Genomic DNA, 16,179 nt, shown 5'->3' with positions numbered 1-16,179 from the left:
CCCCCTGGCCTCCGCCGCCGCCGGGGGCGGCACCGCCCCTCACCTCCGGCCCCCACCTCGCTCCCGACCCCCCACCACCTGCCCGGGCCCCGCCCCGGCCCGCATGCCCGCCCCTGCCCCCACCCCCGCCACCGTCGCGTACTGCTCCCTCACCTCGCGGTAGCGCATCAGCTCACCCGCGATCGGATCGAGCACCCTCGCCCGGCCGCACCCGGCGGCGGCCGCCTGAAGCCTGCGGCGGGCGTCCTGCCCATACCGCCGGGCGGGCCCCCGTACCGCTCCCGCGCACGCCCACTCGACCAGGGGACCGCCGACGACACCGGCGGCCATCAGCAGCGCGGGCACCACCAGCCCGGGGGGCAGGACACCGGCGATCTGGCCGACCAGCCAGAGCCCGCCATAGATCTGGAGCAGGGTCATCGACACCTGGGCCAGCACGGCGGCGGGCCACCACGCGGGCCGCAGTGGACGCTGGGCGGTGGTGGCGGCCTCGTGGGCGGCCAGTTCGTCCAACGCCTCGGGCAGCCCCTCCGCACCACGCACAGCGGCCTCGCGCACCGCCTGCGCGAAGGGCGCCGGAAGCCCGGAGGCCGCCTCGTCGGCGACCGTCCGCACAGCCTGTTCGACCCGCTGGCGGGCCGTCGGTTCCTCCTCCACGGGAGTGACGGGCGCGGGCAGGGCGCTTCCCGGGGTGCGTTTGCGCTCGTACCAGCGCCACAGCCGCAGCCAGGGCGTGCCGCAGGCGCGGCCCGCGTGCCGTCGCCACTCGCGCTCGGCGGCCTCGCCGACCGCCGTGGCGCCGACGGCCTCGGCGAGCCGGGCCGCGAACTCGTCACGCACCTGTTCGTCCAGACCAGTGCGGCCGCCGGCGACACAGCACGCGCGCAGTCCCTCAGCGGCGGCGTCCAGGTCGGCGGCGAGTCGGCGCGCGGGCGCGGCGCGCTCCTGGACGAACGCCCCCAGCAGTTCGCGGAGTTCGTCCACACCCTCACCACGGAGCGCGGAGAGCGCGAGGACCGTGGCGCCCGGTTCGCCGTGCTCCCCCAGCGCCATGCCGTCCTCGTCCAGCAGCCGCCGCAGATCGTCCAGGACCTGGTCGGCGGCGTCGCCGGGCAGCCGGTCGACCTGGTTGAGGACGACGAAGGTGACCTCCGCGTGACCGGCGAGGGGGCGCAGATAGCGCTCATGGAGGGGCGCGTCGGCGTACTTCTCCGGATCCACCACCCAGATGACCGCGTCGACCAGGGCCAGCACCCGGTCGACCTGCTCCCGATGGCGGACCATGGCCGAGTCGTGGTCGGGCAGATCGACCAGGACGAGCCCGGACAGTTCCTCCGCGCCACCCGCGAGCGGTCTGCGCCGCAGCCGGGGCGGGATCGCCAGCCGGTCCAGCAGCCCGGCCGCGCCCTCGGACCAGCTACAGGCGATCGGCGCCGACGTGGTGGGTCTGCGCAGCCCGGTCTCGGAGAGCGGTACCTGCGCGAGCGCGTTGAAGAGCGTGGACTTGCCGCTGCCGGTGGCCCCCGCGATGGCGACCACGGTGTGGTGCGCGGAGAGCCGCTGCCGTGCGGCGGCCTCGTCGAGCACCCGTCCGGCCTCGGCGAGCGCCCCGCCCTCCAGCCGGGTACGGGAGAGTCCGAGCAGCTCGCGCAGGGCCTCCAGGCGTACCCGGAGCGATCCCCCGTACGTACCTCCGATGGGAACGTGTTCGTCGTCTCCGCCGAGGAGATCGTCCCCACGCGCGTCCCTGGTGGCGGACGGCGAGGCCCGGCGGGCGATCAGGCCGTCGTCCCAGCGCTGCGTCTCGGTGGCGCCAGGCAGGTGTACGGGCGGTGTGACGTCGGCACCGGCGCTCGGCGCGTCTCCTTGGTCGCCGGTGGAGTCCTCCTCGTGTGTCTCCCTCGGGTACGCGCCTCCTGGAAGAGCCGTGCTCCCTGCCTCCGTACGAGAGGGCCGGGGCTCCTCCGTACGCGACGTCTGTTCCCCGTCGCTGCGGAACGGCGGCTCCGCATCCCTACGGAACGGCTGCTCCCGGTCCGTACCAGGGTGGCGCCCGGTCTCCGTACCGGCTCGGTGACCCGCCTCCGTACGGCCTCCCTCGCCGCCGCACCCACGGGCCGCGTCACGAGCCGTCCCCGCGGCTCCCCCATCGCCCCGCCCACGGCGCTCCTCGCCGCCTCCCCCACCGACCCCCTGTTCATCCGCTCCGCGCCGCACCGCGCGCGCGGCGTCGTGCCGCCCTGGGGCGGAACCGTCGCGTACGAGGCGGTCGGCGGGTGGGCCCGCCGTCTCCTCACGCTCACCGGCCCGGTCTGTGTCGTCCGTGATGGCGGCCACCGCCGTCACCTCACCTTCTGGAGTACGGACAGCGCGGCGATCAGTTCGGCCTGGGGCTCGGGGGAGACATCGAGCGCGTCCAGGGGGGCGAGACGGCGGTCGCGCTCGGTATGCAGGACCGTGTCGATGTAGGCGGCCATCAGCGCGCCTCCCCCGTCGCGCAGCCGGAGCGCGCCCTGGACCCCGACACTCTCCGCGAGTTGCTCCCCCGCGCCCCTGGCACGACGCCCGCCGAGCAGGGAGGTGGCGACGAGCGCGGCGACGGTCTCCGCGTCGGGCGCGGCGGCGATCTCCAGGGCGCCCACCTCTTCCTCGGCGAGTTCCTCCAGCTCCCGCCGCCAGCGCCGGATCACCAGAGCGATGCGTTCCGGGGCCTCCTGGTCCACGCGCTCCTGAGCGACGACGGCGCTGGCGCCGGGTTCGCGCCGCCAGGCGTCACGTACCCGTTCGTCGGCGGCGGCGACGGCGCACTGGACGAGCGCGGCGAGACTGCCGACCAGGGAGTCGAGCAGTTCCCCCGCCGAGCTGTCCCGGGGGAATCCACGCCACCGGGTCCGAGCGTCCCCGGCGAGCACCGCACCGGCCTTGAGCTGCCGGTTCACCCGCTCCCGCTCCTGGTCGTACGCCTCCTCGACCACCCCGACCAGCCGTACGGCGGCGGCGTGCTGACCCGCGACGGCGGCCGCCAGCTCCGGCATCCGGCTGCCGAGCGACCCGATGACACCACTGGCCGTGCGTCCGATGGCCTGCTGGCGTGCCGCGGGATCCTGCGCCCGGTGCGCCAGCCAGGCGTACAGCGGCGCGATGGCGGTGGTCGGCAGCAGCCCGGAGCCACCGCCCGCGGACTCGGGCAGCTCGGGGATCGTGAACCGGGGCACCTCGCCGAGCCCCGCCTTGGTCAGCAGCGCCGCGTACTGCCGTGAGACATCGGTGATCACCTGGTGCGGCACCCGGTCGAGCACCGTGACGAGCATCGCGTCGTACTCCTTCGCGGTGCGCAGCAGATGCCAGGGCACCGCGTCGGCGTACCGGGAGGCGGTGGTGACCATCACCCAGATATCGGCGGCGCAGATCAACTCGGCGGCGAGCAGGCGGTTCCCGACGGCGAGCGAGTCGATATCGGGAGCGTCGAGGAGCGCGATCCCCCGGGGCAGCGAGGACGCCTGCTCCATCCGCAGATACCGCCCCACCCCGCCCTCCTCGCCGTCGTCATCGCGCTGCGGCAGCCAGACCCGGGTGAGCCTCGGCAGCACCCGGTCCCCGGCGAACCAGTGGTGATCATCCGGATGGCATACGAGCACGGGGGTGCGCGTGGTGGGCCTGAGTACCCCCGCCTCACTGACCCGCCGCCCGACCAGCGAGTTGACGAGCGTCGACTTCCCCGCCCCGGTGGAGCCGCCGACGACGGCGAGCAGAGGCGCGTCGGGCTCTCTCAGCCGGGGCACCAGATAGTCATCGAGCTGGGCGAGCAGTTCGACCCGCGTCTGCCGGGCGCGGGGCGCGCCGGGCAGTGAGAGGGGCAGACGCACGGCGGCGACACGGTCGCGCAGGGCGGTAAGTGCGTCGATGAGCTGAGGCCGTGCATCCAAGGTCACCACATGCGAAGAATGCCTAATTTTGGAGTCTTTTTGAAGCGTATGGCGCTGTCTGCGCGCCGGTCGGACACTTGGTACAGAGGGGAGGAGTGGGGCGCAGGCATAACGAGTGCACAACACCCGGCGCCACAGCGGGGAAAAGCGGTGCAGGAATCGCACTCGCCTGCGATTATCGGTTCGCTTCACCGAACCTCCACATCGTGCCACGCAGGTGAAGCAACCGGGTCGAGGTGATCGGAGCCCTATCCTTGACCCCGGCCAGTCGCGGACCCCGGGCTCCGGAAGCCGCGGCCACGCGTCCGGCCCCCGTAGCTCAGTGGATAGAGCAGGTGCCTTCTAAGCACTTGGCCGCAGGTTCGAGTCCTGCCGGGGGCGCACCCGTCACCCTCCCTTCGGGGAGGGTGTTTTTGCTGGTCAGAGCGAGGACGGCGGCGAGGGTCCAGCGCCGGACCTGCCGTGGGTGACCACGGTCGCGGTCCGGCACCGTCCAGGCGTCACCGGGTCTCCGCGGGTGGTCGCGGTGAATCCGCGGCGAAGTTCCGGGCGGTGTTACTCCAGCTCCGGGAGATCCCCCTGAGCCTCCCTGCGCCTGGTGAGATCCGGGAGCTGACCACCGACGCATCCGGCGTACGTCGACAGCGGCACCGCCACGCCGTTGCCCGCCCAGCAGGGACCTGGAGCGGGCGGAATCCCGTCGTTGAGCCACTTGGTCAACCGGCTGTGGCGGACGTCCTCCACACGCCTCCCCATCGCGGACTCGCACTCCTGTTCCGTCCATTCCTCCGCGCGGGCGGTCCGCCACGCGCCGACGGACAACGGACGACGGACCGGACACGGAAGACGGACCGGACAACGAACCGGATAACGGACAACGGACGACAGACCGGGCGAGGACGACGGACCGGGCGAGGATCCCCCCGTTCTCCCCAGGACATCCGGCTCACCAGGGTTGAGCCCCTCCGCCAGCGGGTCGGTTCCGCCTCCGTGCCCCCGGTCGCCAGCGTGCCGCGGCCACGAATGGCACGACAGCCACCGGGGCTTCGGACGCTCCGCGAGGTGCTGGGCCTCCACCGAACGGTGGAGGCGTAAATCCACCCACGCGCAGACCCTACGGTCGATGTGGCGAGGTGCGGTCCACCCGTAACTTCGTGGTATGACCGCATTGGAAGTGCGCCATCTGCACAAGCGTTACGGGCGGCACGTTGCCGTCGACGACGTCTCCTTCACCGTTGCGGAGGGGGAGATCTTCGGCATCATCGGGCCCAACGGCGCCGGCAAGACGACAACCGTCGAGAGCATCGCCGGCCTGCGGACACCCGACTCGGGCTCGGTCTCCGTGCTGGGATTCGATCCGGTCAAGGATCGGGCGGAGGTGCGTGAGCGGCTCGGCGTGCAGCCGCAGGAGAGCGGTTTCCCGGACGCGATCAAGGTTGCCGAAGCCCTGGAGCTCTACAGCTCCTTCTACCGGAACCCCGCCGACTGGCGCGAGCTCATCGAGCTCCTTGGTCTCACCGACACGTGGAACACGCGGTACAAGGCTCTCTCAGGCGGGCAGAAGCAGCGGCTCTCGATCGCGCTCGCGTTGGTCGGCGGTCCGAGGATCGCGATTCTCGACGAGCTCACGACAGGACTGGACCCACAGGCGAGGCGCGACACCTGGTGCCTCATGGAGCGGGTGCGTGACAGGGGCGTCACGATCCTCCTGGTCACGCATTTCATGGATGAGGCGGAGCGCCTCAGCGACCGGATCGCCGTCATCGACGGCGGCCGGGTTGCCGCGGTGGATACGCCCGCGGGGCTGATCGCGCGGTCGAGCGCGGTGCGGCAGGTCCGGTTCCGTGTGAGTCAACCGCTGGACAGGAGTGTCCTGACCGGGCTTCCCGACGTGTCCCGGGTCGAGATCGCCGAGGGCCGCTGGCTGGTCACGGGCAGGGGACAGCTTCTGAGCAGCGTCGCGGGGGCTCTCGCCAGGGCGCGGGTCGTGGCGGAGGATCTCCGCGTCGACCAGCTCAACCTCGACGACGCGTTCGTGGCTTTGACAGGACGCGCCCCGGAGTCCCCGGAACCCTCCGAGGGGAGGGGTGACTGATGCGGGCCCTCCGGACGATGGTCAAGGTCGAGACGCGACTCTTCCTTCGGGACTCCGCCACCGTCGTCTTCGGTGTGCTGTTCCCGGCGGGACTCCTGCTCGGGCTGGGTTCCATTCCAGCGCTCCGGCAGTCGTCGCCGGAAACCGGCGGGCTCCGGTCCATCGACGTCTGGGCGCCGACCGCCCTGGTGTTCGGGATGGTGATGATCGCCGTGCAGCATGTCCCGGCGGTGATCGCGACGTACCGTGAGCGCGGTGTCCTGCGCAGACTGTCGACCACTCCGGCGCATCCACGGAGTGTCCTGCTCGCGCAGATGATGGTCGCGTTTGCCTCCGTGGTCGTCTCCGCGGCGCTCATGGTCTTCGTCGCGTGGGCGGTGCTGGATATCGCGCCGCCCGAGCGGCCCCTGGAGTTCGTCGTCGCCTTCGTCGTCGGCTACGCGGCGCTGCTCGGGCTCGGCATGATCTCCGCGGCCACGGCCCGCACGAGCAGTGCCGCGAACCAGATCGGCACCCTCCTGTTCGTCGCGCTGATGTTCTTCGGCGGAGCCTTCCTGCCCCGCGTCCTCATGCCCGACGTGCTGCGCGAGACCGGTGAGTTCATACCGCCCGGACTACAGGCCCTCACCTCGGCGTGGTCCGCCGAAGCGGGCGAGGTCACCGCCACCGCCGGTGGGCAGCCCTTCTGGCCGCAGATCGCCATAATGGCGGCTATCGCAGTGACCGCGAGTGTGATCGCTGCCAAGCTCTTCCGCTGGGAGTAGATGTCGATGACGCGGGATGCCGGGGCCGGTGAACGCCCGAGTTCCGGGACGTATGCATCGGCCATCGCGGAAGAGGCGGAGATCGCGCATCGCTCCCGGTTGGCCTGGAAAGAGGAGCAGCTACGGGTCTGGGACTTCCTGCAGTTGCTCACACCGTGGCTGCTGCTGACGATCTCGGCGGCGATCTACTTCTCATGGGTGCTTCCGGCCTCCGGTGAACGTTTCCGGCCCGATGGGGTGTCCGTTCTCGGGCTGGTCGCGGTCTCGGTGCTGTGGGTGCTGTTCGGTCACACGCTGCCCATCAGAAAGAGGACGCTCCGGCCCGGGCCGGCGGGCATCTTCTTCGTCGGACTGCTCGCACTGTGCGTCACCCTCATGACGTACTCCCACATCTTCCTCGTCTTCACCATCGCGGGCTTCTTCCACGCGTACTTGCTCAGGCCATGGCCGTTGGGGGTGCTCGGAGTCCTGGCCACCTCCGTGGCCCTCAACGGCTCGGCGATGCGCGTATGGGCTCACCCGGCCCCGGACCTGCTCGCGGAGTTCCTCCTGATCGTCACCGTGCAGACCGCGGCGATCGGAGTGGGCATCGTGCTGACGGCGCGCAGCGAACCGGAGGAGCGCAAACGGGAGGAACTCGTCGAGCGACTGGAGGCGGCACTGCACGAGAACGCCGGGCTCCATGCGCAACTGGTCGCCCAGGCACGTGAGTCCGGGGCACAGGACGAGCGGCAGCGCCTGGCCAGCGAGATCCACGACACGCTGGCCCAGGGTCTCGCCGGGATCATCACCCAGCTCCAGGCGGCGGAGCGTTCCGCGAGTGTGCGTACGCGGGGCGAGACGGAGGAGCACGTCGCGCGGGCACTTCGGCTCGCGCGCAGCAGTCTGACCGAGGCCAGGCGGTCCGTGCGGGCCCTCGCGCCCCGGGAGCTCGGGCGAGCGCACCTCCCTGACGCGCTGCGCACCTTGACCGAGGGGTGGTCCAAGGACCAGGGGATCAGCGCGCGGATGGAGGTCACCGGCACCCGGGAGCCGCTGAGCCCGGCGATCGAGGTGTCGCTCTTCCGGGTCGCGCAGGAGTCGCTGACCAATGTGGCGAAGCACGCGGGGGCATCGCGCGTCGGTGTCACGCTGTCGTACACGGGCACCGAGGTGCTGTTGGACGTGCGGGATGACGGGCGCGGGTTCGCGACAGGGGTCGGCACCGGCTTCGGTCTGACCAGCATGCGCCAGCGCATCAGAGGGGTCGGTGGTCATGTGGAGGTGCAGAGCGCGCCGGGTGAAGGCACCGCCGTGAGTGCGCGCGTTCCGGCGATCACCCCCGGGGACACGGGAGCGAAGGGGGAGAGCGGCCGATGATTCGACTCGTCATCGTCGACGACCATCCGATCGTGCGGGGCGGTCTTCGTGACACCTTCGCGGACGCCGAGGACATCGTCGTGGTCGGCGAGGCCGGGGACGGCGCCGAGGGCATCGAGCGTGCGCGGCAGCGGGCGGCGGATGTGGTGCTCATGGACCTTCGGATGCCCGGGATGGACGGCGTCGCCGCGACCGCCGCCCTGCGCGAGTGGGCCCCGAGTGCCCGCGTGCTGATCCTGACCACCTTCGACAGCGAGAGCGACGTACTGCCGGCGATCGAGGCGGGTGCGATCGGATATCTCCTGAAGGATGCCCTGCCCGACGAACTGATGCGGGCCGTCCGCGCGGCCGCGCGTGGGGAGTCGGTGCTCGCGCCGTCGGTGACGCGGCACCTCATGGGGCGGGTTCGAAGGCCCGGCGCCGGCACACTGACCGATCGAGAGAAGGAGGTACTGCAACTGGTCGCGAACGGCAATTCGAATCGAGAGGCCGCCGCGGCGCTGTTCATCGGCGAAGCGAGCATCAAGACCCATCTGCAACACATCTACGGCAAACTCGGCGTTCGTGACCGAGCCGCGGCGGTGGCCGAGGGCTACCGCCGTCGCCTGCTCATATGACGCCCCGTCACCGCCACGCGACAGGACCCTCGCGAGCGGCGTCGACGCCGTTATGGCGCGGCGCGGCCCCAACCCGTCGATACGGTCGAGCCTTACCGGCGGAAGCTTTACGAGCGCGAGCCTTACCGGCACGGGCCCGACGCGCGGGCAGCGCCCGCGGCGAACCACGGGCGCTGCGAGCTGAGGGCACGGCGAACCACGGGCGCTGCCCGTTGAGCGCGGCACCTGGTTCGGATCCGGGTCAGCAGCGTCTGCCGAAGTAGTAGACGCTGGCCGAGTACCAGACCGGGAGGATCTTGGCGCGTATACCGACGGTGAGGCACTGCTTCTTGGAAGCCGCCCTGTTCGCCGCCATCTGGACGAGTCCCGAGTAGGCCGCGCCGATCCAGCCGATGACCTTCCCCGGCACTCCGAGGTGCCCCACACCGGCCCAGAAGGGCCCATAGAAGAAGTGGGCGTTCCGGCCGATCTTGGCTGTGTAGCTCCGGTTGAAGCGGAACTCAAGAGTGGCTTGCAGGTAGGGAACACCCCATTTCCGCTTCTTGGACACCTTCACATAGAGGCTTCCCCAGTGGTAGCGCTTCGTCTTGGACCACATGCCGTCGAGGTCGACCCGGTTGACCGGGTCCGCGTGGGCGTACTCGTAGGCGTTGAGGTTGCCGCCGTGGACCGGGTCGGGACTGAGGAAGCGCCCGGTGGCGGGGTTGTAGAGGCGGACGCCCATGAGGGTGAGGCCGGTGGGGGTCTCCGTGGAGCGCTGCTGGCCGCCGAGCCAGTTGTAGCGGGTGGCGGGCTGGCCGGTGCGCGGGTTGCCGTACTCGTCGTTGTCCAGGACGACGGGGGCGTCGGCCGGGGTCAGCGGGAGCTGGAGGGCCACATCGCCGTGGATGTTGGTGAGCTGGAGCATGGTGTCGCCGGTGGCCGTGGTGACGGCGGCGAGGTCGCCGGAGGCGGAGGAGACGTTGCGGGAGACCGTTCCGTCCGTGGTGTCCTCGGTGATCCAGCGGGGGCTGTCGTTGTCACCGCTGTAGTGGTTGACCTTGGCGCCTGTCGGGGTCCAGGTCCCTGCGGTGTTCTCCTCCGTGGTCCAGGAGCGGAGCCGGTGGGTGGCGTCGAGCTGCCAGGTCTGGCGGCGGTCGCCCGCGGTCTGCCGGTGGACGAGGTCGTTGGCGTAGTAGCCGACGGTGCTTCCGGGCAGGTCGGTGGTGCGGCCGAAGGCGTCGTAGCCGTAGCCGCTGTCGACGAGGCGGTCGGCGCTGTCGTAGGTGTGGGTGGTGGTGGTTCCTCCGGTCGTGGGGCAGGCCGCTCCGGCGGTGCCGGTGGCCGTGTTCAGGCTGGTGCGGTTGGTGCGTGCGCCGAAGCTGTAGGTGCGGGTGGTGCAGGTGTCCCCGACGGTGTCGGCCACCTTGGTGAGCCGCCCGATGGCGTCGTACGCGTAGTCCTGGCTCGACCAGCCCGCGTGCTCCGCGACCTGGTGGTGGACGGACTCGCTCACGGTGTCGGAGAGCACGACCTCGCCGTCGCTGTCGCGGGTGTAGATCCGGGACCGGGGCGAGCCGGTGCTGTCCTCCTTGACGGTGAGGGTGTAGCCGCCGGGGAGCTGTTCGGTGGCGACGGAGCCGTCGGCGTCGTACGTGACGTTGAAGGTGCCCGCGACGGAGTCGGTCACGGAGGTGACCAGTCCGCGGGGGTCGGTGGTGGTGTTGTAGGCGTAGGTGACCGTGGACGGGACCGAGTCCCCGGTCCGGACCGGCCGGTCCAGCAGGTCGTACTGGGTGGTCGTGACACCGCCGTCCGCGTCCGTATAGGAGATCGGGCGGCCGAGCTTGTCGTACGCCCGGGTGATGGTGCCGCCCGTGGTGGAGACCGAGCGGGTGACCAGACCGGTCAGCGTGTCGTACTCGGTGGTGGCGGACGGCACGGCCTGGCCCGTACCGCCGCTGAGGGTCGATCCGGTCGCGCGGCCCGCGCCGTCGTAGGCGACGGTGGTGGTCCGGGTGGTGGTGTTCGCGGTCTCGGTGACCCGGGTGGGGTTGCCCCACCAGTCGTACTCGGACGTGGTGGTGGGCAGCTGGTCCGGGTTGGCGCCGCCGCCGGTGATGGCGCCGCCGGGGCCGGTGGAGCAGAGCTGGTCGGCCCATTCGGGCCGTCCCGCGCAGCTACCGGTACCGGTGGCGGACCAGTACGCCGTGACGCGGGTCGCGGCGTCGCTCCCGGAGGCGCCCGGGAGCCGCTGCTTGGTGATCCGGCCCCGCGTGTCGTACTCGCTGGTCTCGGTGATCGCGAGTCCGCCCGGGTCCTTGACGGTGGTGAGCGGTACGCCCTTGGCCCAGTCGTAGGTCGTCTGGACCACCCGGGTGTCGCTCATGGTGTCGGAGCCCAGCACCTGGGCTCCGGTGGAGACCTTGGTGACCTGGTTCGCGACCTTCGCCGAGCCGTCGGTGGGCCGTCCGGCGTCGTACTCGTTCACGGTCCAGGACCGGGCGGGTGTGGTTCCGTCCGCTCCGGCGGAGGTGACTCGCCGCAGCGGACCCAGTTCCTCCAGCTCGCGGGTGCCCTTGGCGTCGTAGATCCGGCGGGTGGAGAGGAGTTCCGCGCGGTCCTTGGCGGAGAGGCCGATGACACCGAGTTCGGTCAGGGCGGCCTGGGTGGTGGCGGTCGCGCCGAGGGCGAGCGCGCGGTTCCCGGCGCTCAGTTCACGGACGGTGTTCCCATGGTGGTCGTACTCGATGGCACCGATGTGTCCGCCCGGCTCGGCCGCGTTCACCTCGCGCCCGGAGGCGTCGGTGTAGGTGAGGGACGCGCGGGCGTAGTCGCCCGCGGCGAGGGAGCCGCCGGAGTGCGCGGCGGGGACGGAGTCCGCCGGGAAGACCGCGGTGGCGTCGGTCGGCGCGTCGCTCTGGCCCCATGCCTGGACGTCCGCGCCGCCCATCTGGTGCGGGGCGGCGGTGCCGGTGAGCGGTACGTCGTAGACGATGCTGGTGGACGCCGTTCCGGACGGTACGTCGGCGGTGCCCGGCTGGAGCCCGGAGCGGCTGGCCTTCAGCAGCATGCCGGGACCCGCGGTGGCGGCGTTGCCCGCCTGTCCGTAGGTGAGGGACCACGGGAGCAGACCGGGCGGGGTGTAGGTGGTGATCCGTCCGGCCGCGTCGTAGCCGTACTCCGTGGTCAGGGCGGGGCTGATCTGCGGGTTGTCTGTCTCCCGCAGTCGGCCGGAGGTGTCGTACCGGTACTTCCGCACCACCTTGGAGGTCGCCGTGGACGCCCCCGGGTCGGTGGACCAGCCGCGGATCTCCTTCACCTGGCCTGTGACGTCACCGAGGGCGGAGGCGGTCGCGGTGGTCGCGGTGGCGTAGACGAACTCCAGCGCGCGGCAGCCCCGGGTGGACGGTGTCGTGGCGCAGGTGGCGGCGGGGACCGCCGAGGTCGGGGCGATGAGCAGCGTGGGGCGGGAGCGGGTCGCGCCGCCCGTGGCCACGGTCTCCGAGACCACGGTGGTGGTCTGGCCGAGTCCGTCCAGGGTCGTGGTGGCCACCTGCCAGGTCGTGGCGGCGGGGGCGGGCTTGGTGAAGACGGTGACGGTGCCCCCGGTGTCCTTCAGGGTGAGGGAGCCGGTCAGGGAGCCGGTGAGGGTGAAGTCGTCGGCGCCGGGCTCCGCCTTCCAGCCGCCGCCGGTCGTGGCGGTGAATCCGAGTTCGCCGCCTTCGGCGTCGACGACGGCCACGCTGCTGGCCGAGGTCTGCTTCAGATAGCCCCAGTCGGATCCCGTGGTGTCGGTGACGGTCCCGGAGGTCCACTGCGGTCCGAAGATCGCCGCCTGCCCCACCTGTTGTTCTCCGGCGTTCGGCCGGCGGGACGAGGCGGTACGGGAGACGGAGAGGCCGAAGAGGGACACGTCGTTCGCGGTCAGGTTGTAGTCGCCGGTGAGCAGGTTGACGGAGCCGGGGCCGGCCTCCTCGGTGGGCGCGGTGCCCGCGTCGCGGTCGACGGTGATCTCGTTGGCCGGGGAGGCGGCGGTGGAGGTGCCGTCGGTGAAGGAGGCGCGGACCTCGATGGGGCCGTCCGTGGCGAGGGTGTCGGTGAGGTTCCAGTTCAGCCGCTCGGCCTTGCCTCCGGTCACGGGGACCGGCCAGGCGGCGACGGCGCCGCCGCCGGACGCCGTGCGGACATCGGCGAGGGGAACGTTCTTCCAGGTGTCGGTCTCGCCACGGCGGTACTGGTAGGTGGCGCCCGTGTAGCTGGTGAGGCCCTCGGCGGCGAGCGCGGCCCGGCGGGCCGGACGGTCACCCTGCGCGGGGGTGGGGAGCGCGGCGCCGGAGCCCGCGTAGAAGGTGTACGTGGTCTCGTTGGAGGCGTTGCCCGCGAGGTCACGGGTACGGGTGGTGAGGGTGCGCTTGCCCGCGGGGAAGGTCAGGGTCCGGGTGTTCGGGCTGCTGAGGGTGCGGATCTCGGTCCATGTGGTCGCGGCGTCGAGCTTGTACTCCATCGCCAGCACGTCCGTGCCCGGCGGGGTGAAGGTGAAGGAACCGGAGAAGCGGCCGTCGGCGCCGGGTGTCCCGGACCAGACACCGGCCGGGAAGTCGGTCGAGGTGACGGACGTGGTGCCGGGCTTGGCCGTGTCGACGGCGAAGGTGTACTTCGGGCTCCAGTCCGACCACGCGCTGCCGTCGTGGGCGCGGCCCCAGAACCAGTACGTCCTGCCGTGGGTGAGCAGACCGGGGGGCACGGTGTAGCTGGCGGTGCTGCCCGGGTTCAGGGTCGCCGTGCCGGGGTCGTGCAGCAGGACGTTGGTGTTGGCGACCGCGTCCCAGACCTCCCACTTCACCCGGAGCTTGGTGCCCTCGGCGTCCTTGGCCGCGTAGGTGAGCGTGGGTGTGGTGGACGTGGTCCAGTTCCGCAGGGCCGGGAAGGTGCGCCCGGGGGACGCGGCCATCGGACGGCCCGCCGTCGGAGGGGTGTTGTAGGTCACCGAGATGAACGGCGTGTTGGTGGCGGCGTTACCGGAGTGGAACCGCTTCCAGCCGTCGGGGGTCGTCTCGTCGGTGGCACGGATGCCCAGGTGGTTGGTGCCGTTGCCGTTGGCGGCCCAGGCGGTGGCGAGGCTGGTGATGTTCTGGTTCACCCAGCCGTCGGCGCAGCCGGAGGAGTGTCCCTTGGTGGCGCTCGTCGTGGCCCACAGGTTGTTCCAGCCCGGCTGGTCGCCCCAGCGGCTGGCGGTGGTGGCGCCGGGGGTGTCCCACACTTCCCACTTGTTGGCCGCGCAGGACCAGGAGTGGTGGTTCCACAGGTTGAGCTTGGCGCTCAGGATCTGCTTGCCCGTGATCCGGGCCATGGGGAAGCTCAGGAACGAGCGGGCGATCTGCCCGGACCCGTTGTTGCCGAGTTTCAGTTCGGTCGCGGCCGACTGGTCGGTGGTGGTGCCCTGCTGGACGAAGGTGTCGAAGCTGGTGCCGATGTTGACGGCCGGGTCCACCGTGACCGGGAACTTCGTCGCGGGGTCGGCGATGAACCGCGCGTCCGGTGTCAGGGTCAGATCGATGTCGTCACCGCGCTGGACGACCTTGAGGCCGACATCGGCCCGGCGGGTGTGCTCACCCGATGTGGCGTTCACGGTGGCGTCCCACATCACCGGCGCGGGCAGTTCGCCCACCCGGCGGCCCGACGCCCGGTCCAGGAAGGTGACCGAGCGGTCCTTGTTCGCCCGTGCCCTGATGCCCTTCGCCTTCAGCGTCAGCGTCACCGAGGAGGTGGGACCGACCGCGGAACGGTCCTTCAGCTCCAGGAACTGCTCGAAACCGGTACGGGTCGCCTCGACGATCAGATCGGTGGCGGTCAGCACTCCGGGGTAGCGGGCCTTCGTGCCCGACAGCTTCGGCTCGGGCAGCGCGCCCCGCCAGGAGAGCGTCATGGCGCGGCCGTCACCGGCGTCCAGCCGCACCAGCGGAAGCGGTGCGGGCCGCGCCGCCCGGCCGGTCACCGGGTTACGGGCCCCGGTGCCGGCCACGGCCGTCTTCCCGGCGAGCGTGAGCCCCAGCGGATGGGCCGCCGCGGCGACCCCGTCCCGGGACCGCTTCAGGGTGATGTCGATGTCACGCCAGGTGCCGGTCGCCGCGTCGCGGAACCGGACCGGGCCGGAGGCCGCGTCCGTGGTCACGGTGCCGTCCGGGTTGGCCCAGGTGGTCGTGGCCTCCGTCCGGTCGGAGAGCACCTCCACCCGCTGGTCCGAGAGCCGGGCCGCGAGCAGGCCCGACGCCAGGTCGGCGGCCTCGGTCACGGCGCTGCCCGGCGCGGCGGCGGGCCGGGCGGACGGGCCCTCACGCGCGGAGGTCGCCGCGGCACCCGACATGAAGGCGGTCTCCACGACCAGCAGACCGGTCACCGCGAGGGCGATCCGGGGGAGCGCTCTCCGGCGCGACCATGGGGAAACAGATCTCTCCGGAGGAGGGGTCTGAGCGTCCAACAATCCGACCTCCCTTGTCATGGACCCTTCGCGTGAGGGGTCCCGGGAGATCCATGGGGTGTCTGATCAGCGGCGAAACATCGGCGCTTCCCACGGCCGCATGGGGTATCCGCCCCGTGCCGGAGCGCGTCTTCGCAGGTCGTGGGGGGCTTTCGCGATCGTCGCAACACCCTTGGCGCGGGGCTGTTTTGTTGCACGGATTGTCGCATGCGTGGACGGTCGGCCCTCCTCCGCGCGACGCCCGGACCGGGGCGGGCGCGGGGCGGGTGCGGAACGGCCCGCGGGGTTCGGGGCGCGGGGTTCGCGGCACGGATGACGGCGTGGACGCGGACCGGAGGAGGGCCGAGGGGGACGGCGCTCCCTCCGGAGGCCCTCACTCCGGGATGATCTCGCCGTTCGGAGTGGCCCGGAGGGGGCCCGGGTCGATTCCTCCGGCGACCCGGAAGCCACGGAAGGCTTCGTAGGAGACGGCGTCGAGGGCGTTCGGCCGGGCCGCGAAAGGCCGCGGGGTGGCGCCGGAGACGAGGTGGCCCGGGTCGGGCAGGGGGTGGCCGGCACCGGAGGCCGGGTGGGTGACCGCCGCGTTCCACAACTCCTGGATCGCTTCGAGCAGATCGTCGCGGCGACACGCCTGTACGAGGCGTGCGGTCACCGGCCAGGACGGGCGGCGGGACCCCGCGAGGATGCGGGAGATGTACGAGGAGTCGACCCGGGCCTCGGCGGCGATCTCCCGGTAGGTCTTGCCGGAGCGCCGGGCGAAGTGGGCGAGCGCGTGGGCGAGTTGCTCCTGTGGCGTCATGAGGATCGGTGGTACGGGGTCCGTGTCCTCCTCGGTGGCCCCGAGGACCGGGACGCCGAGGGGGGCCGTGGTGGCCCGCCGGGGGGCCGGGCCACCCGGGGGGGGGGGGGGGGGGCCGGGGGGGGGAGGGGGGGGGGAGGGTGCGGTTTACAAACAGAC

At 71.8% G+C, this 16,179-nt stretch carries 8 protein-coding genes and 1 tRNA gene; 5 read left to right on the top strand and 4 right to left on the bottom strand.

What is annotated here, in order from left to right:
* Window positions 1–39: 39 nt before the first annotated feature.
* Together ACFVIM_RS01655 and ACFVIM_RS01650 are read right to left on the bottom strand one after the other, a co-directional pair.
* Window positions 40–1,821 (bottom strand): GTPase, encoded by a 1,782-nt coding sequence (locus ACFVIM_RS01655; protein ID WP_384297306.1) that lies wholly within the window; start codon window positions 1,819–1,821, stop codon window positions 40–42.
* A 521-nt stretch (window positions 1,822–2,342) separates the two neighbouring features.
* Window positions 2,343–3,926, bottom strand: a complete 1,584-nt coding sequence (locus ACFVIM_RS01650) for a dynamin family protein (RefSeq protein WP_384297243.1) — start codon at window positions 3,924–3,926, stop codon at window positions 2,343–2,345.
* Window positions 3,927–4,234: 308 nt separating this feature from the next.
* Here ACFVIM_RS01650 and ACFVIM_RS01645 point away from each other — a divergent pair.
* The 5 genes from ACFVIM_RS01645 (at window position 4,235) to ACFVIM_RS01625 (ending at window position 8,761) form a co-directional block, all read left to right on the top strand.
* Window positions 4,235–4,307 (top strand) — tRNA-Arg (locus ACFVIM_RS01645).
* Between the two features lie 778 nt (window positions 4,308–5,085).
* Window positions 5,086–6,021, top strand: a complete 936-nt coding sequence (locus ACFVIM_RS01640) for an ABC transporter ATP-binding protein (RefSeq protein WP_384297241.1) — start codon at window positions 5,086–5,088, stop codon at window positions 6,019–6,021.
* Complete coding sequence (locus ACFVIM_RS01635; RefSeq protein ID WP_384297239.1) at window positions 6,021–6,785, top strand: ABC transporter permease; 765 nt, start codon at window positions 6,021–6,023, stop codon at window positions 6,783–6,785. The genes ACFVIM_RS01640 and ACFVIM_RS01635 overlap by 1 nt, the downstream gene beginning before the upstream one ends.
* Window positions 6,786–6,884: 99 nt before the next feature.
* Window positions 6,885–8,144 carry a sensor histidine kinase gene (locus ACFVIM_RS01630; protein ID WP_384297237.1) on the top strand — a complete coding sequence of 420 codons (1,260 nt, stop codon included), beginning with the start codon at window positions 6,885–6,887 and terminating at the stop codon, window positions 8,142–8,144.
* Window positions 8,141–8,761 (top strand): response regulator, encoded by a 621-nt coding sequence (locus tag ACFVIM_RS01625; RefSeq protein WP_384297235.1) that lies wholly within the window; start codon window positions 8,141–8,143, stop codon window positions 8,759–8,761. Before ACFVIM_RS01630 ends, ACFVIM_RS01625 begins: the two co-directional genes overlap by 4 nt.
* 241 nt (window positions 8,762–9,002) lie before the next feature.
* On the opposite strand, the gene ACFVIM_RS01620 is transcribed toward ACFVIM_RS01625, so the two are convergent.
* Together ACFVIM_RS01620 and ACFVIM_RS01615 are read right to left on the bottom strand one after the other, a co-directional pair.
* Window positions 9,003–15,107 (bottom strand): DNRLRE domain-containing protein, encoded by a 6,105-nt coding sequence (locus tag ACFVIM_RS01620; RefSeq protein WP_384297304.1) that lies wholly within the window; start codon window positions 15,105–15,107, stop codon window positions 9,003–9,005.
* A 487-nt stretch (window positions 15,108–15,594) separates the two neighbouring features.
* The gene (locus ACFVIM_RS01615; RefSeq protein WP_384297233.1) at window positions 15,595–16,020 is read right to left on the bottom strand and encodes a helix-turn-helix domain-containing protein; all 426 of its coding nucleotides are present in this window, start codon (window positions 16,018–16,020) and stop codon (window positions 15,595–15,597) included.
* Window positions 16,021–16,179: the final 159 nt, after the last annotated feature.

This window comes from Streptomyces sp. NPDC057638, assembly GCF_042800315.1.
Lineage (GTDB): Bacteria > Actinomycetota > Actinomycetes > Streptomycetales > Streptomycetaceae > Streptomyces.
Note: the sequence above shows the minus strand (reverse complement) of the source record. Positions and strands in the feature narration are given on the sequence as shown.

What these genes read in the sequence shown, in the direction of transcription:
- ACFVIM_RS01640 (WP_384297241.1), top strand. Translation starts at nt 5,086, where the DNA reads ATGACCGCATTGGAAGTGCGCCATCTGCACAAGCGTTACGGGCGGCAC.
- ACFVIM_RS01635 (WP_384297239.1), top strand. Translation starts at nt 6,021, where the DNA reads ATGCGGGCCCTCCGGACGATGGTCAAGGTCGAGACGCGACTCTTCCTT.
- ACFVIM_RS01625 (WP_384297235.1), top strand. Translation starts at nt 8,141, where the DNA reads ATGATTCGACTCGTCATCGTCGACGACCATCCGATCGTGCGGGGCGGT.
- ACFVIM_RS01620 (WP_384297304.1), bottom strand. Translation starts at nt 15,107, where the DNA reads ATGTCGGGTGCCGCGGCGACCTCCGCGCGTGAGGGCCCGTCCGCCCGG.
- ACFVIM_RS01615 (WP_384297233.1), bottom strand. Translation starts at nt 16,020, where the DNA reads ATGACGCCACAGGAGCAACTCGCCCACGCGCTCGCCCACTTCGCCCGG.